This is a genomic window from Salinarchaeum sp. Harcht-Bsk1, from assembly GCF_000403645.1.
Taxonomy (GTDB): Archaea; Halobacteriota; Halobacteria; order Halobacteriales; family Salinarchaeaceae; genus Salinarchaeum.
In genome coordinates this window covers 2,511,890-2,534,298 of record NC_021313.1, presented here as the reverse complement: position 1 = coordinate 2,534,298, position 22,409 = coordinate 2,511,890, and the positions used below count along the sequence as shown (strand labels likewise).

Genomic DNA, 22,409 nt, shown 5'->3' with positions numbered 1-22,409 from the left:
CCCCGTACTTGCGCGCGTGTGTACGATCGCGTTCGCGTGGCAGGTGCTCGACGACGCGCCGATCGCCGTCGCAGCGAACCGCGACGAGGCGCTGGACCGCGAGTCGCATCCCCCGCGCGTACTCGAGAGCGATCCGACCGTACTTGCGCCACAGGACGCCGAGGCCGGTGGCACCTGGATCGGCGTCTCCGAGCGTGGGCTGTTCGTCGGGATCACGAACCGCTGGAACCGCGAGGACGGCGCCCCCGACCTCGCCGGTGAGCGCTCGCGCGGCCTGCTCGTCCGGGACGCCCTCCGCGCGGACGACGCCGCCGCAGCCGTAGCGCTCGTCCAGGAGCAGGTCGCCGAGTTCGAGTACGCGGGGTTCAATCTCCTCGTCGCCGATCGGGAGGAGGCGAGCTACCTCGAGTGGGACGGCGACCTCCGCGTCCAGGTACTCGACCCTGGCGTCCACGTGATCGTCAACCCCGGAAAGAACGAGGCAGACGAGCGAGCGGTGCGGCTCCGAGGGGAACTCGCGTCCGTTGCTTCGGGGGCGGGAAACGCTACGGAGGCGGAAGGCGTTGCGGACGCGTCGTCACCGTCGACGTGGCTCGACGCCGCGACCGAGCGGCTCCGGGACCACGACTACGAGGTGTGTCTCCACCACGATCGGTTCGGCACGCGATCGTCGTCGCTCGTGACGATCGGCGCCGACGGCGCCACGACCTACGACTTCGCCGACGGACCACCGTGTGAAACGGCGTACGCGCCGGTGGAGATGCCAGCGGTACTGCGCGAGGCCAGCGGGTAACCTCGACAGGAGGGGTTAAGTAACTCCGCGGCGGTCTGTGTGCATACGTATGCTCAGCGACCGCGACTTCTCGGGTGGTGAGCCGTGAGCGCGACGGCCGCCGAGACGGAGCTCTCGGAGGACGAGCTCGCCGGACTGGAACTCGTCCGTGAGACCGGCGGGATCCACCAGAGCGAGTTCTGGAAGGAACTCGACGTCTCCTCGCGAAAGGGGAGCCGGATCGTCGAGTCCCTCGACGAGAAAGGGCTCGTCGACCGCGAGGAGGCCGTCTACCAGGGACACAACACCTACTTCATCGCACCTGTCGCCCGCGACCTCGACTTCTCGCTGTTGATGGCCGGCGACATGCTCTCACCCTTCATCGGCGAGGAAGAGATCGATCCACAGAGCGACGCCTTCTCGCAGTGGATCATGAACCTCGCGTACGAGGAGTAGGACCTCAGTTCGGACAAGAGGACCTCAGTTCGAGCTTCTGGATCCCGATTCGAGAAGCGCAGACGAGCCAGGCGAGCGGTGAGGCTCCTGCGCAACGACGAGTTAGTAGTCGGGCAGGTCGTCCGGTGCCTCGTACTCGCTCTCCCAGTCGATGTAGTCGGCCTTGAGCACGTCACAGACGATCTGGCCCAGCTCCGCGAGTTCCGCGTTGATCGTCGACGCCCGCTCCCAGGTGTCGAGTTCGGGGTGGATGTCCCGTTCCTTCCAGTTCTCGGGGACGCCGGGCGAGTGGTAGCCGACGCGGTCAGCGAAGGAGTCCCAGAAGAAGTCGAAGTCCTCGAAGAGGCCGAGATCCTCGACGACGGCGAAGGTGTCCTCGTCCATGTCGGAGTCCTCTCGCCACGTGTCGAACGACTCCTCCCAGGCGCCGTCCTCGAGGAAATCGCCGATCTCCTCTCTGCGGTAGTCCGTGTCCGAGACGACCTCGACGTCGTCGTACTCCTCGGGGTCGATCGGCTCCAGTTCGGGCGGCGCGGGAGTGCTCACGTCGAGTGCCATACCCGAACTACGGCTGGTCGGCGGATAAGCGTTGGCGGCACAGGCTCCAGGACCGACCAGGAATCGGCCGTCTGTGCCTCCAGCGAACGGGGAATCGAGGCCGCCAGCCAGCCATTGCAACCACGCTGGAGGACAGCGGGAAACGGTGCTGGCAGTTCCGGCGACGGTCGGAACTGGTACGACCGCTCGATCGTCGGAGTTTCGGAGGACGTCGTTCGTCGAGCCCAACGTCGGCACGCCTAAGTCCCGTGCGGCTGAGATCCAGGGTATGAGAGGCCGGTCCTTCGCGCTCGCCGCTGGTGCCGGAATCGCCGCGATCGGAAACCGGGCGCTCGGGCGCGCCGGTGGTGCGCTCCCGCCTGCGCTCGCCGGCGACCAGGACTACTATCGCTGGCGCGGGATGGAGGTGGCCTACGCCGCGCTCGGCGATCCGGACGACCCGCCGGTGGTATTACTCCACGACGTCGGCGTCGTGGGCACGAGCAGGGAGTTCGCGGGCGTCGCCGAGGCCCTCGCCGAGGATCACCGCGTCTACGCGCCGGATCTGCCGGGCTACGGCCGCTCGGACCGTCCTCCGCTGACCTACTCCGCGAGCATCTACGAGGCGTTCGTCGGCGACTTCCTCGCCGAGGTGCCCGATCACGACGCCGGTCGGCCGGCAGTCGTCGCGTCGGGACTGACGGCGAGTTACGCGGCGCTCGCCGCTCCGCGAGCCGACGTCGAACGGCTCGTCCTCGTCACGCCTGCCGCCGACACCGACGGGCGATCCGTCGCCCGGCGCGCACTGGTGCGCTCGCCCGTGCTCGGCACCGCGATCTACAACTGGCTGACGAGTACCGCCGGCCTGCGGAACGGTGCCGTCGGCGACCGATACTACGGTCGTCCGGACCAGGAGTACGTCGAGTACTGCTGGCAGAGCGCCCACCAGCCCGGCGCGAGATTCGCCCCGGCGTCGTACCTGAGCGGCTACCTCGACCCGACGATGGACCTCGAGACGGCACTCGCGGACGTCGACGCCGACGTGACCTTGCTCTGGGGCCGCGAGTCGACCGACCCCTCGCTGGCCGAGGGGCGCGCGCTGGCAGAGGCGACGGACGCGCGGCTCGTCGTGGTCGACTACGCGAAACGGCTCCCGCACCTCGAGCACCCGACGGAGACGCTCGCTGCGCTCGAACTCGGGCTCGTTCCTGCGAACGCGTGAGAAGCGGTCCGGCAGTCGGCCCGGATCGACCCGTGGTCAGGCAGGACGAAACACGACCAGCGGTTCGCCCGTCGTCTCCCGCTCGCTGACGTCCACCCGGACCGACTGACCGACGGCCACCTCACCCGGGTCGATCTCGCGGTACTGCCCGGTGATCCGGACGTCGCCGAAGGAGGCGATCGCGACGACGTAGGGAGCGTCCTCCTCGAAGCTCGGGATCGGGACCTGCGTCTCGGTGAAGGTCTCGACCGTGCCGCTGGCCGGGAGCGGCTTCTCGTCGAGTTCGCCGCTGCCGCAGTGGGGACAGCGCCGACGCGGCGGCAGTGAGCCGTGGCCGTTCTCGCAGGCCAGGTAGTAGCCCTCGCCGTCGGAAACCGCGGCGAGCCACTCGTCGTACCCCTCGTCGCCGGCGGCGTCCTCGCCACCATCGGTCAGGATCCTTGGCGACGCATCGTCGCTCATGCGTCCACCTCCACGACGTGGACGAACGCACTCGCGACGGTGCCACCCGCGTTGTGCGCGACGCCGACGTCGACGTCGGCGACGGCGTCGCTGTTGACGTGGTCACCTCGGAGGAGCTGCGCGAGTTCTGCGATCTGGGCGGCCCCGGTCGCCCCGACCGGGTGCCCCTTCGCCTTGAGACCGCCCGAGAGATTGATCGGACGGTCGCCGGTGGCGGTCGTTTCGCCCCGGCGTGCGGCGCCTATGCCCTCGCCGGGCTCGTAGAAGCCCAGCGATTCGAGCGCGAGCACCTCCGCGATCGTGAAGCAGTCGTGAACCTCTGCGACGCCGACGTCGTCGGGGCCGATGCCGGCGTCCTCGTAGGCCTCGGCGGCAGCCTCGTCCGCGGCCGGGGAGCGCGCGAGGTGCTCGCGATCCTGCAGCGCGAGGTTGTCGCCGCCCTGGCCCGACCCGGTGATCGTGACCGGTGCGTCGAGGTCGTTCCGTTCGGCGTACTCGTCGCTCGCGAGGAGCAGAGCGCTCGCGCCGTCGGTGATCGGACAGGCGTCGTAGAGGCCCAGCGGCGCGGAGACCATCGGGGCCTCGAGCACGGTATCAACGTCGATGCGCTTCTGGTACTGGGCGTACTCGTTCTCGAGAGCGTTCTCGTGGTTCTTGACCGCGATCTCGGCGAGATCCTCCCGAGACCCGCCGAAGGCCTCGAAGTAGGCGTTCGCCATCAACGCGTACGCACCGGGGAAGGTCACCCCGGCGCGGACCTCGTAGAGATCGTCCGCGGCGATCGCGAGCGCCTCCGTCGCGCCGCCCGTCCCGAGGTTGGTCATCCGCTCGGCCCCGCCGACCAGCAGGAGGTCGGCCTCGCCGTTCCGGAGCGTCTGCACCGCGCTCCGGACGGCCGCTCCGCTCGACGCGCAGGCCGTCTCGTATCGCGTCGCGGGTGCCTGAATCCCGGCGGCCTCGGCCATCAGCGGGCCCTGGTGGCCCTGGTGCTCCGCGAGTTCCCCCATGAAGTTTCCGTAGTACAGCGCCTCCACGTCTCCCCTCGGAACGCCTGCGTCCGCGAACGCCTCCTCGCTGGCCTCCGCGAACATGGCTCGCCCGGTCCGCTCGGGCGTCGTTCCGAACGGCGTGAGTCCCACGCCGACGATGCGTACCATGGCCTCTCGTAGCAGAGGGGTCAAGTAAAGCGCTCCGGGCTTAATTCCCTGACATGAATTCGTGAATTGCCGTAACGCGTACAGTCTTACAGCGGAACGGAACGACATGATCGGTCGGACTCGATGGGTCCGACTGTGATCCCCCGCGATGTGACTCGCTCACCGAGCAACCGGTAGCGGCTGGCTCACCGACCCAGAAGCAGTGACTGGCTCACCGACCGACCAGCAGCGACTCGCCGGTCATCACCGGCGGCTGATCGATCCCGAGCAACGCGAGGATGGTCGGCGTGATGTCTGCGAGTCGTCCACCGTCCCGGACCCGGAAGCCACCGGTGCGGTCGACCGCGGCTGGATCGCCCACGTCGGCGTCGGGATCGGCCGGCGAGGGCGCTACAGAGACGAACGGCACCGGATTCGTGGTGTGGGCCGTGTGCGGGTCGTCTTCGGTCCCCATGTCGTCGGCGTTCCCGTGATCGGCCGTGATCAGGACGTGTGCACCGTGGTCCTCGAGCATCCCGAGCAGGCGGCCGAGTTGCTCGTCGACGGTCTCCACGGCGGCGATGGCCGCGCCGAAATCGCCCGTGTGACCGACCATGTCCGGGTTCGCGTAGTTGAGGACCAGCACGTCGGGGTCCTCGGCGTCGACGATCTCGATTGCCTGGTCGGTGACTCCCGCGGCGCTCATCTCGGGCTGGCGGTCGTAGGTCGGCACGTCCGGCGACTCGACGATGTTCCGTAGCTCGCCCTCGTAGGCGACCTCGCGACCGCCGTTGAGGAAGTAGGTGACGTGGGGATACTTCTCGGATTCGGCGGTGCGAAGCTGCGTGCGGCCGTTGTCGGCGAGGGTGCTCCCGAGGGTAGCTTCGGGCTCGTCCGGCGGGAAGGCCACGGGGAAGTCGAAGGTCTCGTCGTACTCCGTGAGCGTGGCGAGGTCGATCTCGGGCGGGTCGAGGTCGTACTCCCAGTCGGGCTCCGTGTTCGTGAGCATCCGGACGAGCTGGCGGGCGCGATCCGGCCGGAAGTTGAAGAAGACGACCGCGTCGCCGTCCTCGAGAGCGGGCTGGCCCTCGATCAGCGTCGGCTCGATGAACTCGTCCGTCTCGTCGCGATCGTAGGCCTGGCTGACGGCGTCGAGCCCGCTCTCGGCCTCGTACTCGGCCTCCCGAGCCACGATCGCGTCGTAGGCTTTCTTGGTTCGCTCCCAGTTCGTGTCGCGATCCATCGCCCAGTACCGACCCTCGAGCGTGGCGACGTCGCCGGTGCCCGCCTCGGCGACGTGGGCTTCGAGTTCCTCGACGTAGCCCGCGCCGGAATCAGGGTCGGTGTCCCGGCCGTCGGTGAAGGCGTGCGTGACGGCCGTAGCGCCCCGTTCGGCGGCGAGGTCGATCAGCGCGTGGAGGTGTTGCTGGGAGGAGTGGACGCCGCCGTCGCTGACGAGGCCCATGAAGTGCACCCGGCCACCTCGGTCGCGTGCGCCGTCAATGGCCCCGAGGAGCGCGTTGTTGTCGTCGAGTTCGCCCGCAGCGATGGCGTCGTTGATCTTCGTGAACGGCTGCTTGACGACCCGGCCGGCGCCGATGTTCAGGTGGCCGACCTCGCTGTTGCCCATCTGGCCCTCGGGAAGGCCGACGTCGCGTCCGGAGACGTTCAGCGTGCCGTAGGCGCCCTGTTCGGCGACGCGATCGAAGACCGGCGTGTTCGCTGCCTTCACGGCGTCGCGCCGGTCGTGGTCGCCCAGGCCCCAGCCGTCGAGGATGATCAGCGCCGCCTGCATGGTCTACGTCGAACTGCGGCCGCCCGCGGTAACTACGTGTCGCTTGTTCGGTGATGGCATTGAATGGCATCAGATGGTATCGGCCCGCTTGCCGGCGGTTTTGTCCCCGTCGCTCGAAGGCAGAACAGTTGTCGGGCGCTCCGGCCGATCCGCGGCAGCGAAGCATCGAATAGCCACCGCTCCAGTCGCGAGCGATCGACCGAACCAAGAGCGTCGACGCCGAACCGAAAGCCATGCCTTACTGGCTCCGGGAGCACACCGCCGACGTCGCGGTCGAGGCCGAGGCCCAGACGCTCGACGGCGTCTTCGCCGCGGTCGCTGACGGCCTCGCGTCGACCATGTGCGACTCCATCCCGGAGACCGGCGGCGACCGCTTCCAGCTTTCCGTCGAGGCCGAGAGCCGGGAAGCGCTCCTCTTCGACTACCTCGACCAGTTGATCTACGAGCGGGACGTGCGCTCGGTGCTCCCGGTCGAGAACGACGCGACCGTCACCGAGGACGGCGACCGGTGGGCGGTCGATGCGAGCGCTCGTGGGATCCCGTTCGACGACGTCGAGGCCCGAGAGATCAAGGCGGTGACCTACTCCGACCTCGCGCTGGAGGAGACCGCCGACGGGTGGCGGGCGTACGTCGTCTTCGACGTGTGAACGACCCTTCGATGCTGGCCGCGAAGAGTAAGGCCCTTATCCCGGACCACAAAATCTGTGAGTGAGCGCCGGTGGTCTAGTGGGAGGACCTGAGCCTTCCAAGCTCATGGCCCGGGTTCAAATCCCGGTCGGCGCATGTCGCGGCGTCGTGTCGAACAGCGTGAGACACGGCTCGAAGCGGCGGAGCCGCTTCGGTGAACGAACGTGAGGAGCGACTGCGCCCGCCGGGATTTGAATCCTGCCAGTGGCAGCCCGCGCAGGGCCAGGGGCCCGAGCAGGAACCGCTGGCAATGGTTCAATTCCCGGTCGGCGTCCTGGCGAGCGCATGCGAGCCAGGGTTCAGGAGACGAACGAAGTGAGTCTCCAGGCACACTCCTTCCAGTCGTTTGCCGACCGACCCTCGCAAATCCGACGGATTTGCTCAGTCCCGGTCGGCGTCCTGGCGAGCGCATGCGAGCCAGGGTTCAGGAGACGAACGAAGAGAGTCTCCTGGCGCACTCCTTCCAGTCGTTCGCCGACCTTCTGGCGAGCACCGCCAGCAGCGACTGCACCCGCGCGATCCTCGACTCCGGTCGGGAAGAAGTAGCTCAGTCGAGGTCGACGAAGCGCGCGTGCCCGTTCTGTTCGACGGTGATACGATAGCCCTCGTAGCTGAACGTGATCTCGATCTGGGCCTCGGGCGACGGTGGCGTCGAGAAGATGTGATCGAGGACGCCGTCGACGCAGTCGTGCATGGTCGCGAGTGAGGTCGGATCCCTGTCTTCGAGGTCGCCGACGTGCTCCGAGATCCGGACTGCGGGCTCCTCCACGTCGGTATCGAGTCCTCGATGGACGATCTGGTCGTCGGTATCGCTGTCCATACGTTCGGTATCGATCTCGAACACTTTGTTAGGCAGAGCCATTCCAGTGCCAGCGGGAAGCGAGCAGTCGTGCGAGAGGGTCTCGTCACCAGATCCAGCGACACGTAACTACCTCCTGATATGTTCATCCTGCGAGACGGATCGCGGTCGCGTGCTGCCGAGAGGACGGCGCAGCCGACGACGAATCCTTCGGCAGTTCCTCGGTGCCCCAGGCCCGCGTCGATCCGACGAACCGTTCTACGAGAAATGCGGAATGATCGTTTCGCGATAGTGCTCGATCGTCTCCGTGAAATCGCCCTCCGGAATGATGACGAGTTCGTCCACGCCCGCGTCGACGAATCGCTCGATCTGTTCGATGGCCGACTCCGGCGTGCCAGCGATGAAGATTTCCAGGATGTCTTCGTACGCCACCTGATCCACGATGTCCTCGATGGCCGCCGTTTTCTCCTCGCCGTGGTCCATCTGCCACATGATCGGCGCCTCCTCGGCGAGGTCGGGGTAGCCGAGCGACTCGAGCAGCGGCGGGCGAAGCACGAGGTTCGACGCCCGCTTATCGACCAGGTCCTGCTCGACTTTCGCTGGATTCGTTTCGGAGATGGCGCTCGGGATCATGAGCGAACAGCGGATGTCGCTCGGATCACGTCCGCTCTCCCTGGCCGATTCGAAGATGAGGTCGAGGTCTTCCTCGTACTTCTCCGGCGTGTGGATCCACGGGAGCCACCCGTCTGCTACTTCGCCGAGGAACCGCCGCATCTTCGGCCCGTACCCACCGTGGATGAGCGGCGGGTGGGGTTCTTGCGAGGAGCGAAAGCCGAGATACGCGTCGTCGAGCTGGAAGTACTCGCCGTCGTAGTCGACGCGGTCGTCCTCGGTCGACTCCCAGAGGCGGAGCATGACTTCGACGTGCTCTTTGAACCTGGTGAACGGCTTCGACCAGTCGAAGTCCTCGATCCCGCGGAAGTTGAACGCTTCCCCCGCTCCCATCCCGATTCTCGCTCGGCCGTGCGTCGCCTGATCGAGCGTGACCGTGGCGTGCGCGACGTGCGTCGGGTGGCGACGAACGGAGTCGGCCACGCCTGGCATCAGGTCGATCTCGTCAGTTTCGGCCGCCAGGACTCCGAGCATCGTCCACACTTCCCAGTCGGGTTGTGCGTCCGAGAACAGGTGGTCGGGGAGCGAGAGCAGGTCGAATCCGCTGCGCTCGACGGTTTTCGCTTCCCGAATACACGTATCAATATCCTCCCCGTGACTGTTGAGATGAACCCCGAATTCGATACGAGACTGCACGACCGCACTAGCAGCGGGCACCGATATGAGTATTCGGTTACACGACAATTTGGTTCGACGACGGTCTGCACGGAGCGGATGGGATAGTGACGATTCGCTGGTCGTCCCGGTTACCAACCTATCCGACCGGCTATCGGCGGAGAAGCAGCGATTTCGCGGCCGCAGTGGCGTTCGTGACGGCGGCTGGGGATCGTCGTGGGAGGGCCGAGCGTCACCAGTTCAGGGCGTTCTGTCGTCGCTGGACGAGTGGGGAGGGCCTACTGGGCAGGGAGACCGGCGGGTGGGAGGAGATCCACGATCGACTGTCGGAGCATCACGTCGCCAGCGTCCTCGTCGTAGTGCACGATGCCCGCTTCCGCGAGGAGCGGGAGGTGCTGGTGGACGAGCGTGATCTTGACCGACGTCGGGTCGGCGACGTCCGACTCTCGATCGACGATCTCGTTCGCGAGCGCGTCGAGGTCCAGAGAGGTGCGCTGTTTCAGCACGTCGATCGCAGTGCGTCGTCGTCCGTCGGCGAGCGCTCTGTAGAAGCGATCGAGGTCCTGTACGGCGTTCGAGGACTCCGATTTGGTGGGTGAGGTCCGAGACATTGGTTGGTGCTTCCGGCCCCGCCGGAAGCGTACTTCCTTCGAAGACCCATACGGGGGTAAGCACTGGCTGTGAAATATGAGGCGGCGCTAATCTGGGACCACCAGCGAGATAGCACACATCGGGTATCGGATCGTAACGGGTACCGATGCTTCCATGCGATCCGGTTTTCGGGTGGCTACCACCTGCTTTCCGTCAGAGGCTCCGTTGACGGAGGCTTTAATCTTCGTGACCGATATACTCGTATCGATGTCGACCAGCGCGCTAACCGACGCTCTGGAGGAGACGCTCGCGGTCTTCGAGGGGCACACCGACGGCGAGCCACTGACCACGAGCGAGGTCGCCGATCGGCTGGAGATGGGCCGCCGGAGCACGTACGACCGTCTCGACCGACTCGCCGAGCGCGAGTACATCGAGACGAAGGAGGTCGGCGCCCGCGGTCGGGTTTGGTGGTTGCCGAGGGACCCTGCTGGTGGCGACGCTTCCGAGGTGGGCGAGCACGACCCAGGGTCGGGGAACGCTGGAGACGGACGCGAACGAGTGGCCGCCGATTCGACCGGGGCGATGGGCGACACCGCTCGATCGTTCGAGGCGCTCGTCGACGCAGTCGAGGAGTACGCGATCTTCCACCTCGACCCCGACGGGGTGGTGACGACCTGGAACGCAGGTGCGGAGAGCATCAAGGGCTACGAACGGGACGAGATCGTCGGGCGGTCCTTCGAGACGTTCTACACCGACGACGACCTCGCGGAGGCCGTTCCCCAGAACAACCTCGAGGCCGCCGCACGCGAGGGGTGGATCGAGGACGAGGGATGGCGCGTCCGGAAGGACGGCTCTCGATTCTGGGCGTCCGTCACGATCACTGCACTCTACGACGAGGGCGACCTCGCGGGCTACGCGAAGGTGACGCGAGACATGACCGAGCGGCGGACGTTCGAAGAGCGGCTACGCCAGCAGCGCGACGACCTCGAGTCCGAACTCGACGAGGTCTTCGAGCGCGTGGACGACGCCTTCCTCGCGCTCGACCAGGAGTTCGACGTCTCCTACGTCAACGACAGCGCGACCGAACTGCTCGAGACGACGGTCGGCGACGCGGTCGGGGCGCCGGTCTGGGATCTGCTCCCCGACCTCGCCGACGAACAGCACCGATCGCGGATCGAGGAGACCGCAGCCCGCGGTGAGTCCCTGGAGTTCGTCTGTTACTGCGATCTGCTCGATCACTGGATCGAGGTCAGAACCTACCCTTCCGCCAGCGGGCTTTCCATCTACCTCCGGGACGTCACCGAACGCAGGCAGCGCGAGCAGGAACTCGAGCGACACGAGGCCATCGTCGAGACGGTCGACGAGGGCATCTACGTCACGAGCAATGGCGAGTTCACGATGGTCAACGACGAGTACGCCGAGATGACCGGCTACGACCGCGAGGAACTGCTCGGTGCGCCCGTCTCGATGGTCGCCGACGAGGCCACCATCGAGCGGGCCCGGGAGTACGAGCGGGAACTCGTCGAGGGCGACCGCGATAGCGCCAGATTCGAGGCCGACCTCGTGCGGGCGGACGGCGAGCGGATCCGCGCGGAGGCGACCTTCGCGGTGCTCCCTGACGAGGCGACGCCCAATGGGGACGGTGCCGAATCGCCGACGGAACGCGTCGGCGTCGTGCGGGACGTGACGGAGCGGGTCGAGCGCGAACGGAAACTCCAGCGCCGTCGCGAACGCCTCGAGGCTCTCGACGACCTGAACGCCGTCGTCCGGCAGATTACGACCGACGCCATCGAGCAGTCGACGCGAGCGGAGATGGAGGAGACGGTGTGTGAGGGACTGGCTGCGTCGGACTCGTACCAGTTCGCCTGGATCGGCGACGTCGACGTCGGCTCCCAGACCGTCTCCCTCCGGACGGAGGCAGGCGTCGAGGGATACCTCGACGGCGTCACGATCTCGGTCGATCCCGACGACCCTCATAGCCAGGGCCCGGCCGGACAGGCGTTCCTCACCGAGTCGGTCCAGACCTCCCGGGACGCACAGGCCGAGTCCCGGTTCGAGCCGTGGGAAGACGTCCTCGATTCCCACGGGTTCCGATCCTCTGCTGCCGTCCCGATCGTGCACGAGGAGTCGATGTACGGCGTTCTGAACGTCTACACCGACCGCCCCAGTGCGTTCGAGGGAGAAGAACGCGACGTGATCGAACAGCTCGGTACGGTGCTCGGCCACGCCATCGCCGCGCTCGAGCGCAAGCGGGCGTTGATGAGTGACGAGGTCGTGGAACTCGAGTTCCGACTGTCCGACGTATCGTCGAAGCTCGAGCTCGGTGGGCCAGACCGTGGGCACTTCGCGCTCGATCGGACGGTCTCGATCGGAGACAGCCAGTTCCTCCTCTTCGGCACTGCGGACGACCCCGGCGTCGAACTGCTCGAAGCGCTCGTCGCGACGTTGCCCCACTGGGACGGAGTCGACGTGTTCGACGACCACGGCGACGAGCGGCGCGTCCAGATCCGACTTACCGAATCACCGGTGCTGGCCCCGATCGCATCGCGAGGTGGCATCGTCGAGGAGTTCCATATCGAGGACGACGACATGCACTTCCGCGTCCAGATGGCTCCGGGGGGCGAAGTGCGGGAGATCATCGACGTCATCCAGGACCGATATCCAGCGGCGAAGATGCTCTCGCGGCGACAGATCGGTCGGCCCGACCACGGATCCGCCCGATTCGACCGGACCGTCGAAGGCACGCTCACCGAGCGCCAGCAGGCCGCTCTCGAAGCAGCCCACGCGATGGGCTACTTCGAGCGTCCGCGGCGGAATTCGGGTCAAGAGATCGCCGAGACGCTGGACGTCACGCCGGCGACGTTCCACCAGCATCTCCGGAAGGCAGAACGAAAACTCATCGACGCTGCGCTCGACGGGTCGATGGAGTGAGGAAAGCGCGGTCGCTCCAGACGGGTAGCGGCGGAACCGGTCGGATGCGAGCCGACGATCCGGTCGCTACTGACGACCCCGGGCGATCTTCCGCGGTCGATCGTCGGCCCGTTCAGCACAGCGAATCGGCACCGGGTGTACCACCAACGCTATTGTTGTGGCATGTAAGTTGCTACCAATGCGTGGCCCGGTGCGAATCCTCCACGTCGACGACGAGGTCGGCCTCGTGGAGCTCGCTGCGACGTTCCTCGAGCGCGAAGACGATCGGTTCGTCGTCGAGACCGCCACGGGCGCGAGTGAGGGGCTCGAACTGCTCGACGACGACGTCGACTGCATCGTCAGCGACTACGATATGCCGGGGACCGACGGGGTGGCGTTCCTCGAGGCGGTTCGCGAGGACTATCCAGAGCTACCGTTCTTGCTGTTCACTGGCAAGGGCAGCGAGGAAGTCGCGAGCGAGGCGATTTCCGCTGGCGTCACCGACTACCTCCAGAAGGAAACCGGCACGAGCCAGTACACGGTGCTGGCGAATCGGATCGCCAATAGCGTGGAGCAGTATCGCTCGATGCGGGAACTCGAGTCGAGTCGACGACGGCTCGACCTCCTCTTCGAGCAGTCGCCACTCGGCGTCGTCGAGTGGAACGAAGCCTTCGAGTTCGAACGGCTCAACGACGCGGCCGAGGAGATTCTCGGGTACGATGAGTCGGCGCTCCTCGGTGAATCGTGGACCAGGATCGTCCCGGAATCACAGGAGAGGGAGGTCAGCGAAGTGACGGAGGCCGTGCTCCGAGACGAGGGCGGCTATCACAACGTGAACGAGAACCGCCGAGCGGACGGGACGGTGATCGTCTGTGAGTGGCACAACCGCGTGATCACCGACGAGGCCGGCGACGTGGTCACCATGGTGTCGCTCTTTCAGGACGTGACGGAGCGCAAGGAGCGCGAGTGGCAACTGGAGCGCCACCGGGAGAACCTGGAAGGGCTCCACGAGGCCGCCAACCGCCTCTACGTGGCGGACTCGGCGGAGGAGTGCTACGACGTCATGATCGACGCCGCCGTCACGATCCTCGGGTTCGACTGGTGCACGCTGGCCGCACCAGCCGAGGACGACGAGGAGATGTTCGAGATCCAGGCCATCTCAGATGGCGCGCCGCTCGAACTCGGCGACAGGCCCTTCGGGGTCGACGAAGGGGTCGCGGGCCACGTCTACCAGACGAAAGAAGCGAGCGTCGTCCAAAACGCGCAGGATTCCGACCAGGGCGAGCCGACCAACGACGAGATTCGGGCGGCCCTGACGGTGCCGGTCGCCGACTGGGGAATCTTCCAGGCGGTCGCGACCAGCCGTGGCGCCTTCGACGAACAGGACAGACGGCACGCCGAGTTACTAGTCTCCTCGATGCTCGCCACGATCGATCGGCTCGAACAGCAGACCGAACTCCGCGAACGGCAGCGCGAGCTCGAGCGACAGAACGATCGCCTCGACGAGTTCGCAAGCGTCGTCTCCCACGACCTCCGGAACCCGCTGTCGGTCGCAGACGGTCGGCTCGAACTCGCCCGTGATGCGATCGAGGCCGAGCAGCGGACGGGTGACCAGCGGATTGGCGACGACTGGGCAGCTGTCGCCGAACACCTCGACGCAGTCGAACGCTCTCACGACCGGATGCAGTCGTTGATCGACGACCTGCTCGCGCTTGCCCGCCACGGTGAAACGCCGACGGAGCTGTCGCCGGTCCACCTCGCAACCCTCGTCGACGATTGCTGGGCGGCCGTCGAAACGGCGGACGCGTCTCTCGAGACCGATATCGACCTGCGGATACGTGCCGAGGACACCCGCCTGCGCCAGCTGTTCGAGAACTGCTTCCGGAATGCGGTCGAACACGCCGGGCCGTCGGTGACCGTCACTGTCGGCGAACTCGACGATTCAGACGGCTTCTTTATCGAGGACGATGGGCCCGGGATCCGGCTCGAGGAGCGCGAACACCTGTTCGACTTCGGCTACTCGACGTCCGAGGAGGGGACGGGCTTCGGGCTGAGCATCGTCGCGGAGATCGTCGAAGCCCACGACTGGCAGATCGAGGTTCTCGATGGGAGCGACGGAGGCGCACGCTTCGAAGTGAGCGACGTCAGGGTCGCCGAGTGAATCTCGGTCCACGCTCTCTCTCTTCTCTCTCACCCGCTCGCTCTTTCGCGCGTCGCTCGCTCACTGCGACGAGGCGATCGGGCCGTTTCCTGCAGTGTAGTCGGTGCCAGAGTCCAACGCCAGTCGCCGGTTCCGGCGCTCAGGCCCCAAGCCACGAGTCGACCGGCACCGGATAGCCGTTCGACCGACAGAAGGTAGCGGCGCGGTGGCGGACACGCCGCGACGACGGGAGCGACCCCGTCTCCTCGACCTGCTCGACGATCCAGTCCGTCACCACTTCGATTCCCTCGTCATCGTCGTCGGCGTCGATCTCCGCGAGTTCGTGGAGGGTGTGCTCGTAGGCCGAGCGCCTGGACTCCATGCGCTCGACGCCAGCCGCTTTGCTCGCCGCGTCGATACGCCGCATCGCCGACGCGACCGTCGGACGTCCGATGCGTCGTTCGACGCTCCGGGGCGACGTGTAGGTCCCCGGCGTCGGCAAGAGGACGTTTTCGAGGGGCTCCTCCCCGGACGACGTCTCGACCGTCCGGGTTCCGTGTGCCGCGACGAGTTCGCGTTCCGTCATGGGGTAGTCGGCAGTCTTGATTTCTTCGTCGAGGTCGGCTTCGACGAACGGTTCCGGTTCCGGTGGCTCCGGTTCGTCCGCGCGTGCGAGGGCTTCGCGAAGCTCCCTGTCACGCTGTCTGCGATCGGCCTGTCGCGCCTGTGCCTCTCGGCCCCGCTTGTCGTCTGCCATTTTCCGAACCCGAGGCACCGGCCCCGAATTAGTAGCCGGACGGTACCGAACCGCAGTCGGCGGTATGGTTCGTCGTGCCGTGGAAAGACACCCTTATTCGCCCGGGGACCCCGGTGCTTCCCATGTACGAGGTGGAGGTGAAGGTCGCTGCGGAGCACGACGTCGTCCGCGAGCGACTTCCCGACGACGCCGAGGCGCTCGGGACTGTCGAGCAGGTCGATACGTACTTCGACGCACCCCACCGCGATTTCGCCGAGACCGACGAGGCCCTGCGACTCCGCCGGGAGCGACGCCTGCACAGTGGCTCCGCGGCTGACGAAGGGCAGCCGGACGGAGACGGCGGGTGGACCACGGAACTCACCTACAAGGGTCCACTCCTCGAGGCCGAATCGAAGAGCCGCGAGGAACTCGAGACGGAGGTCCTCGACGGCGAAGCGATGGAGGGAGCACTCGACCGTCTCGGCTTCGAGCCGGCAGCGACCGTCGAGAAGCAACGGGAACGGTACGCCGTCGGCGAGTTCATCGTCTCACTGGACGCTGTCGCCGGGCTCGGCGAATTCGTCGAAGTCGAGACGGAAATCGAGGCGACCGACGGCGTCGACGCGATCGACGGTCCCCGTAAGGAGGCGCTTGCCGTGCTGGAGCGCCTCGGATGCGATCCCGGCGAACAGATCCGGACATCGTATCTCGGGCTGTTGCTCGCCGACGATTCCTGACCGTCCGTCGAGCCGCAGCGATCGATGAATCCTCACGGTCGATTCGACGGCAGAACTACGTGAATCCCTCACGATCACCCGACGATGTCGAACTTCCCGCCCGAGTACTGCCCGTACTGCGGGAGCGAGCTCGACGAGGTCGAACCCCCGACGTCTCATTACTGTGGGCGCTGTGAGGATTACGTCTTCTACAACCCGACGCCGGGCGGAAGCGTGGCAGTAGTCGATGGCGATCGGTTGCTGCTCGTCGAGGACTTCCGGTACGAGAACGAGTGGAAGCTCCCGAGCGGCGTGCTGGAATCGGGCGAATCACCAGCCGAAGGAGCGATCCGAGAGCTGGCCGAAGAAACCGGGCTCTCCGTGGCTCCGTCCGACCTCGCCTACGTGACGAACAACGCGGTCGAACCCGTCGAGGGGAAACACCACGCGAACGTCACCTTCGCGGCCCGCCGGGCCGCGACCACGGGTACCGTCGAGGCGGGCAGCGACGCGACGGACGCCCGCTTCTGGAGCCCCGTGGAGTTCGCCGATGCCGAGGCACGGTTCACCGACGTCCACAGACGGCGGTTCGGATCGGACAGCCTCGCCTGGCTCCACGAGACCGTCGAGTCCGCACTGGTCGAGAGCGAGTGAGCCCGCCACGCTCGGCACTCCGCCGGCGAAATCTCGGAACCGCCGTCCATCGTCGCCACTATCGCAAGCTATAGGCGAAGGGATGCGGAATGGCAGTGCAATGACCGATCGGAACATCCGCGTCGAAGCGATCGATCGCGACGCGGTCGAGGACCAGGAGGTGGAGATCGTCGAGCGAAAGGGCATCGGCCACCCGGACTCTATCTGCGACGGGGTCGCCGAGCACGTCTCGGAGGCGCTCGCACAGGCGTACCTCGATCGCGTCGGCACCGTCCTGCACTTCAACACCGACGAGACCCAGCTCGTGGCGGGCGAGGCCGCACCCGCCTACGGAGGCGGCGAGGTCCAGTCCCCGATCTACATGCTGATCGTCGGGCGTGCGACGAAGGAGTACCAGGGCACCAAGATCCCGACCGAACGGATCGCCCTGGAAGCCGCCCGTGAGTACCTCTCCGAGACCATCCCCGAACTCACGCTCGGCTCGGACATCGTCGTCGACGTCAAACTGGGCGAAGGCAGCGGCGACCTGCAAGAGGTCTTCGGCGAGGACGGCGCCTCCGTCCCGATGGCCAACGACACCAGTTTCGGCGTCGGCCACGCGCCGCTCACTGAAACCGAGCGTATCGTCTACGAGGCCGAGCACCGCCTCAACACGGAGTACGCCGACACCAATCCCGAACTCGGCCCCGACGTGAAGATCATGGGCAAGCGCGAGGGGGACCACATCGACGTGACCGTCGCCGCAGCGATCGTCGACGAGTACGTCGGCAACCTCGACGAGTACGACGAGGCCGTCCGCGGCGTCCGCTCCTTCGTCGAATCCGTCGCCGACGAGATCACCGACCGCTCCGTCGACGTGTACGTAAACACCGCCGACGACTACGAGGAGGAGTCCGTCTACCTCACCGTCACGGGAACGAGCGCCGAGCAGGGCGACGACGGCTCCGTCGGCCGTGGAAACCGCGCGAGCGGCCTCATCACGCCCAACCGCTCCATGTCGATGGAGGCCTCCTCCGGCAAGAACCCGGTCAACCACATCGGGAAGATCTACAACCTCCTCTCGACGGAGATCGCAGAGGACGTCGTCGCGGAGGTCGGCGGGATCCGCGACCTCCGCGTCCGACTCCTCTCCCAGATCGGCCGACCGATCGACCAGCCACACGTCGCGGACGTCCACGTCGTGACCGAGGAAGACGTCGCCGTCGAAGACATCGAGGCCGACGTCGTCGATATCGTCGACGAGCACCTCGCCGACGTCACCTCGATCACAGAGCGCGTCATCGAGGGCGAGCTCTCGACGTTCTGAGACCGTCGACGGCGGGTCGGGCCGCTGGTCGTCGGGAGGCGTCCGCCTGGAACCGCCGACGGCGCCGCGAAAGGAATTTAGTAGGGAGGCGACCACTTCCCAACGTATGACCGCCGCCGGGACGGCAATCTGCGACGCCTGCGACCGGGAGGGGCCGGTACAGCAGCTCGCGGAAGTGATCCTGCCCAGCGGCCCGATGACCGTCTGTCCGGAGTGTCGCTACCACGCCGAGGAGCTCGCAGCGCGCTCGACCGTCGACTGCGAGGGCTGTGGCGAGACAGTGACGGCGACGGATCTCTCGCGGACGGCGCTCCCCGACGGGACCGACATGATCCTCTGTTCGAACTGCCGTACGGACGTCTCCGCGGGCGAACGGCCCGGCGACGCAGACGGGCGCTCCGAGGCCGACGGGAGCGAGACCCCGGAGGACACCACGGCGAACGAAGCAGGCTCGACGCCCGACGACGCGTCGGCGGGAGCCGGCTCGGAAACGGGTCGCTCGAAAAGGGCCACCGGCAGTGGTGGACCCAGCACCGCGCACGATCCTGGTGCCACTGGCGACGCGTCCGCAAGTGCGGGATCGGATGCCAGGACAGGATCGAACGGCAAGACGGGAACTGACGCCTGCGGATCCGCGGCAACCGGTGAGGCCGTCACCGACGGTGCGACCGGCAAGCCCGCGACGACGCAAACCGCCTGCGACCAGTGTGGCGGCCTCTACTCGATCGAACTCTACCGCGTGACGACCGTCGACGGCCGTACCGAGCGGTTCTGCCCGGACTGCAAGGACGACGGCATCGAACAGGGGATCGTCAGCGACGTCGAACTCCGTCGCGCCCAGGCCTACGAGGCGCTCGGGCTCGAAGGCAGCGCCTCCAGCGACGACGTTCGGCAAGCGTACCTCGAACAGGTCAAGGAGGTCCACCCCGATCGCTCCGACGGCAGTCGTTCCGAGTTCATGCTCGTCCAGCAGGCCTACGAGCGCCTTCGAGACGACTGAGCAGCGGGATCGACGCTTCCAACTCCGTCGCCAGCCTCGACGAACGCTTCCGCATGGTCGGCATCGCCCGTAGCGACGGACGCAACCGCCCGGGTCGACGCCACCAGTCTACTCCTCGACCAGGTCCCGGACGTACTGGCCGACGTGGTCGTCCATCCGCCGTTTGAACCCGTGCTGGCGCGCGAGTCGATCGAGTTCTCGCGAGACCAGACTGCCGTACTGAAGCGCCTTCTTGTCGCGAATGGCGACCGATTCCGGGAGCCGGTCAGTCGCGACCCGTCGGAGAGCGACCTTCCGCTCCTCGTCGCGAACCAACAGTGCCTCCGGGAGCGCGAGGGCGGCGCGGACGACCCGATCGTCGAGCAGCGGTGCGATCGGCTCGACGCCAGCCGCGCGAATCGCGAGGACGTCACGGGGAAGCTGCTCGGGGAGCGTCCCGAGTAGTTCGTCGCGTGCGCCGGCGACGCTGTCGGCCTCTACCCGGTCGTCCTCGGGAGCCTTCGCGACCTTGGCGTAGCCGCCGAACAGTTCGTCGGCGCCCTGTCCGACCGCGAGCGTCTCGTGGCCGTCCGCCGCGACCCGTTCGGCGACGAGGTACAGCGGGATCGCGATCGAGACGTCCATCGGATTCGTACGGCCGGTGGCCTCCGCGACCGCGTGAACGGCCCGCTCGATCGCGTCGTGGGTGAGTCGCACCTCCCGTAGCTCGCGGTCCATCGCCGCGGCAGCGTCGCGGGCGGCCTCGAGGTCGTGGCTCTCCGGGAAGCCGGCGACGAACAGCGGTCCGTCGGTCCCGGTCGCGACGAGGCCCGAGTCGACGCCGCCGGAGAAGGCGACCGGCGTCGCGTCGTCGAGGGCGCCGAGCGCTGCGTCGATCGCGTCGCGGAGTTCGTCGACCGCGGACCCAGGGACCGCCGCCGCGGAGCCGCCGACGTCGCCGACGCCGGAGTTCGTGGGGAGGCGGAGTCGGTCCCGTCGGCCCGCCTCGTCCTGGATCGCACCGGCCGGGAACAGCACCGGATCGTCGAGCGCCGTCGGGTCGAACGCCCAGGCGTCGTCCGCCGGGATGCCGTCTGTCGGCGCGTCCGCTTCGATGTACAGCGGCTCGCGGCCGAGCACGTCCCGGACGAGCGCACGGTCCCCGTCGGATCCCGGGGAGCCGAGGTCGACGAGGCCGGCGAAGCCGTTGGCGCCCGAGAGCGGGTCGCCCTGCCGGACCGCGAGCTCGACCGCTGCTGGATCGTCCGCGCGTAGCGTCTCCTCGGCGGGAGGCTTCGAGTACTCGTCGTCGGGCGCTCCTCCCATCCGCGATCACCCGAAGAACGCCAGCCGGCGCTGGATGCGCCGAGAGACGCCGCCAGCGAGCTGGCGGAAGCTGATTCGCCAGGGCGTTCGCTTGCCGTCGATCTCGGTGCCGCCAGCGCGAATGGCGTCGAGAATCGAGGGCACGGAGCGCTCGGTCGCGTCGATCAGCGTGCGGGCCTGCCCGACCATCTCGCTGATGTGGGCGTCGCTCCCGGCGACCATCGGCAGCCCGTTCTCCTGGGCGAACCGCTTCGCCTGCCGGTTCGCGCGCCCGGTGAGCAGTCGAGAGTTGTAGACCTCGATCGCGTCGGCCATCGCGAGCTGGTCGAGCGTGATGTTCGCCATGACGCCGTGGCGGGCCTCCTGGAAGGGATGTGGGATCACCGCGATCCCGCCGGCGTCCCGAATCAGGTTCAGCGTGTTCTCGTAGGGGAGCCCCGGCTGGATCTGCTCGTCGACGCCGAGGCCCAGAATGTGGCCGGCCCGGCTCGTCACCTCGATGCCGGGGATGCCGACCATACCGCGTTCCTCCGCGAGCTCCGCTGCCTCCAGGCTGGCCTCGATCTCGTCGTGGTCGGTGACGGCGAGCGCGTCGAGGCCGACCGCGTCGGCCTGCTCGACGAGGAGGTCGACGGGGTCACGCCCGTCGTGAGACAGCTTCGAGTGCGTGTGGAGCTCGCACGACAGCACAGGTCGTCGTTGGCGTGCTGTCGCCAAAAGGGGATCGGAACGCGAGGGGCTGGGCCGTAGGCGTTCGTTACCAGGGATCGGGCGGCAGCGTCGATGGTTTCGGCTCGTCGGAGGTCCCCAGATCTCGCCCCGACGAAACGCGTCTCACTCCGGCGGCGCGTCCCACTCCTCGCCCTCGTCCGCCGGCTCGTAGCCGATCGTTTCCTTCGCGTACTCGAGGTCGTCGAGCCAGCGTCGCTCGTTCGCGCTGACGCCGTAGAAGTGGTCCCACTCGACGGAGTCGTCGACCAGACAGCACTCGACGAGTTGGGCGATGTCCCGGCGGGACTGCCAGAGCCCCTTCATGCGCGCGACCATCTCGTCGTAGTCCTCACTGCCACGCTCCCAGCGACCCTCATCGACGCCGCGCTCGGCGTCGCCGAAGGGATGGTCGTAGGCGGGATCGCGGACTGCGCCGATCCGGAGCCCGTAGAAGCTGACGTCGTGGACCTCCGCGAGGAAGCGCCCGAGGTCCTCGCCGTAGCTCTTGGTGAGTCCGTACCGGGAGTCCGGGCGGTGCGGTTCGTCGTGGCCCGCGACGATTCCCTGGTCGTGGTAGACCTCGGGCTGGTTGGTGACCTCGACCAGCCCGACGGCGTGATTCGAGGAGGCGAACAGGAAGGAGTCGACGTTTGCGTCCTCGGCCGCTTTCGCGACGTTGTGCAGTGCCTCGAGATTGTCCGTCTGGGCCTGGTTCCACGGGATCTCGCGAGAGCCCGCGCCGCCGGTTCCGGGGATCAGCGCCAAGTGGACGACGGCGTCCTGGCCGTCGAAGTGGGGTCGGATGTCGTCGTAATCGGTGACGTCCGCAGTGACGACTTCGCCTGGCGGCTCGCCGTCGTAGACGCCGTCGGGCTCCGCGACGTCGAGCAGCGTGAACTCGAAGCGGTCGTCGTGTTCGAGATGGTTCGTTATTGCTGTGCCGACCGTTCCGTGCGCTCCCGTGATCAGGACGTTCATGATTCGACGGTTCGGCTCCGGCGTTGATAGTTCCCGGTTCCCCCTCCGAATTCGCCGGTGAATGGTGGAGATTTGATTATAGCCGCCTTCGGAAGCCCCCTCCCGCTCGTCGAAGCTAACTCGCTGCGCGCTTCGCTCAGTCGCTACGCTCCTTCGCTGCAGTGCTTCCGTCGTTACCTGCGACGAGCGGTCGGCCCCTTCCGGAGTCC

At 67.1% G+C, this 22,409-nt stretch carries 21 protein-coding genes and 1 tRNA gene; 11 read left to right on the top strand and 11 right to left on the bottom strand.

Features of this window, described 5'->3' with window-relative positions; all coding sequences use genetic code 11:
* Positions 1 to 16 precede the first annotated feature (16 nt).
* Positions 17 to 793 carry an NRDE family protein gene (locus L593_RS11625; protein WP_020447164.1) on the top strand — a complete coding sequence of 259 codons (777 nt, stop codon included), beginning with the start codon at positions 17 to 19 and terminating at the stop codon, positions 791 to 793.
* An 84-nt stretch (positions 794 to 877) separates the two neighbouring features.
* Positions 878 to 1,228, top strand: coding sequence for a hypothetical protein (locus L593_RS11620; RefSeq protein ID WP_020447163.1), 351 nt, complete (start codon positions 878 to 880; stop codon positions 1,226 to 1,228).
* Positions 1,229 to 1,330: 102 nt separating this feature from the next.
* On the opposite strand, the gene L593_RS11615 is transcribed toward L593_RS11620, so the two are convergent.
* Positions 1,331 to 1,786 carry a hypothetical protein gene (locus L593_RS11615; protein ID WP_020447162.1) on the bottom strand — a complete coding sequence of 152 codons (456 nt, stop codon included), beginning with the start codon at positions 1,784 to 1,786 and terminating at the stop codon, positions 1,331 to 1,333.
* A 268-nt stretch (positions 1,787 to 2,054) separates the two neighbouring features.
* Here L593_RS11615 and L593_RS11610 point away from each other — a divergent pair, with 268 nt between their 5' ends.
* A complete protein-coding gene (locus L593_RS11610) occupies positions 2,055 to 2,987 on the top strand; it encodes an alpha/beta fold hydrolase (protein WP_049894471.1) in 933 nt (310 codons plus the stop codon).
* A 36-nt stretch (positions 2,988 to 3,023) separates the two neighbouring features.
* On the opposite strand, the gene L593_RS11605 is transcribed toward L593_RS11610, so the two are convergent.
* From L593_RS11605 to gpmI, 3 genes are all read right to left on the bottom strand, one after another.
* Positions 3,024 to 3,449, bottom strand: a complete 426-nt coding sequence (locus tag L593_RS11605; protein ID WP_020447160.1) for a Zn-ribbon domain-containing OB-fold protein — start codon at positions 3,447 to 3,449, stop codon at positions 3,024 to 3,026.
* On the bottom strand, positions 3,446 to 4,606 hold the full coding sequence (locus L593_RS11600) for a beta-ketoacyl synthase N-terminal-like domain-containing protein (RefSeq protein ID WP_020447159.1): 1,161 nt from the start codon (positions 4,604 to 4,606) through the stop codon (positions 3,446 to 3,448). Before L593_RS11600 ends, L593_RS11605 begins: the two co-directional genes overlap by 4 nt.
* Positions 4,607 to 4,817: 211 nt before the next feature.
* Positions 4,818 to 6,380: a 2,3-bisphosphoglycerate-independent phosphoglycerate mutase gene (gene gpmI, locus L593_RS11595; RefSeq protein ID WP_020447158.1), complete on the bottom strand. Its 1,563-nt coding sequence runs from the start codon at positions 6,378 to 6,380 to the stop codon at positions 4,818 to 4,820.
* A gap of 233 nt (positions 6,381 to 6,613) precedes the next feature.
* On the opposite strand from gpmI, the gene L593_RS11590 reads away from it, so the two are divergent.
* Both L593_RS11590 and L593_RS11585 read left to right on the top strand, forming a co-directional pair.
* On the top strand, positions 6,614 to 7,027 hold the full coding sequence (locus L593_RS11590; RefSeq protein WP_020447157.1) for an archease: 414 nt from the start codon (positions 6,614 to 6,616) through the stop codon (positions 7,025 to 7,027).
* A gap of 65 nt (positions 7,028 to 7,092) precedes the next feature.
* A tRNA-Gly gene (locus L593_RS11585) sits at positions 7,093 to 7,163 on the top strand.
* 451 nt (positions 7,164 to 7,614) lie between these two features.
* Here L593_RS11585 and L593_RS11580 read toward each other — a convergent pair.
* The 3 genes from L593_RS11580 to L593_RS11570 all read right to left on the bottom strand — a co-directional run bounded on the left by L593_RS11580 (position 7,615) and on the right by L593_RS11570 (position 9,764).
* Positions 7,615 to 7,887, bottom strand: coding sequence for a HalOD1 output domain-containing protein (locus L593_RS11580; RefSeq protein WP_049894469.1), 273 nt, complete (start codon positions 7,885 to 7,887; stop codon positions 7,615 to 7,617).
* 237 nt (positions 7,888 to 8,124) lie between these two features.
* A complete protein-coding gene (locus tag L593_RS11575) occupies positions 8,125 to 9,174 on the bottom strand; it encodes an LLM class flavin-dependent oxidoreductase (protein ID WP_020447155.1) in 1,050 nt (349 codons plus the stop codon).
* A gap of 257 nt (positions 9,175 to 9,431) precedes the next feature.
* Positions 9,432 to 9,764 carry a hypothetical protein gene (locus L593_RS11570; RefSeq protein WP_020447154.1) on the bottom strand — a complete coding sequence of 111 codons (333 nt, stop codon included), beginning with the start codon at positions 9,762 to 9,764 and terminating at the stop codon, positions 9,432 to 9,434.
* Positions 9,765 to 10,011: 247 nt separating this feature from the next.
* On the opposite strand from L593_RS11570, the gene L593_RS11565 reads away from it, so the two are divergent.
* Entirely contained in the window at positions 10,012 to 12,675 is a 2,664-nt protein-coding gene (locus L593_RS11565) for a PAS domain S-box protein (protein ID WP_020447153.1), read from the top strand.
* Positions 12,676 to 12,853: 178 nt separating this feature from the next.
* Entirely contained in the window at positions 12,854 to 14,815 is a 1,962-nt protein-coding gene (locus L593_RS11560) for a PAS domain S-box protein (protein ID WP_049894095.1), read from the top strand.
* A gap of 139 nt (positions 14,816 to 14,954) precedes the next feature.
* Here the strand turns inward: L593_RS11560 and L593_RS11555 are convergent, their stop codons facing one another.
* Positions 14,955 to 15,551: a hypothetical protein gene (locus L593_RS11555; protein WP_020447151.1), complete on the bottom strand. Its 597-nt coding sequence runs from the start codon at positions 15,549 to 15,551 to the stop codon at positions 14,955 to 14,957.
* A gap of 122 nt (positions 15,552 to 15,673) precedes the next feature.
* Between L593_RS11555 and cyaB the strand changes: the two genes are divergently transcribed.
* The 4 genes from cyaB to L593_RS11535 all read left to right on the top strand — a co-directional run bounded on the left by cyaB (position 15,674) and on the right by L593_RS11535 (position 19,206).
* Complete coding sequence (cyaB, locus tag L593_RS11550; RefSeq protein WP_020447150.1) at positions 15,674 to 16,267, top strand: class IV adenylate cyclase; 594 nt, start codon at positions 15,674 to 15,676, stop codon at positions 16,265 to 16,267.
* A gap of 84 nt (positions 16,268 to 16,351) precedes the next feature.
* A complete protein-coding gene (locus tag L593_RS11545) occupies positions 16,352 to 16,900 on the top strand; it encodes an NUDIX domain-containing protein (protein ID WP_020447149.1) in 549 nt (182 codons plus the stop codon).
* Positions 16,901 to 17,000: 100 nt separating this feature from the next.
* On the top strand, positions 17,001 to 18,206 hold the full coding sequence (locus L593_RS11540; protein ID WP_020447148.1) for a methionine adenosyltransferase: 1,206 nt from the start codon (positions 17,001 to 17,003) through the stop codon (positions 18,204 to 18,206).
* Positions 18,207 to 18,312: 106 nt separating this feature from the next.
* On the top strand, positions 18,313 to 19,206 hold the full coding sequence (locus tag L593_RS11535; protein ID WP_020447147.1) for a DnaJ domain-containing protein: 894 nt from the start codon (positions 18,313 to 18,315) through the stop codon (positions 19,204 to 19,206).
* Positions 19,207 to 19,314: 108 nt separating this feature from the next.
* Here L593_RS11535 and L593_RS11530 read toward each other — a convergent pair whose 3' ends face one another.
* From L593_RS11530 to L593_RS11520, 3 genes are all read right to left on the bottom strand, one after another.
* A complete protein-coding gene (locus L593_RS11530) occupies positions 19,315 to 20,511 on the bottom strand; it encodes an asparagine synthase C-terminal domain-containing protein (protein ID WP_020447146.1) in 1,197 nt (398 codons plus the stop codon).
* A gap of 6 nt (positions 20,512 to 20,517) precedes the next feature.
* A complete protein-coding gene (locus tag L593_RS11525) occupies positions 20,518 to 21,201 on the bottom strand; it encodes a PHP domain-containing protein (RefSeq protein ID WP_020447145.1) in 684 nt (227 codons plus the stop codon).
* Positions 21,202 to 21,345: 144 nt separating this feature from the next.
* Positions 21,346 to 22,200, bottom strand: coding sequence for an NAD(P)-dependent oxidoreductase (locus L593_RS11520; RefSeq protein WP_020447144.1), 855 nt, complete (start codon positions 22,198 to 22,200; stop codon positions 21,346 to 21,348).
* Between the last annotated feature and the right edge of the window lie 209 nt (positions 22,201 to 22,409).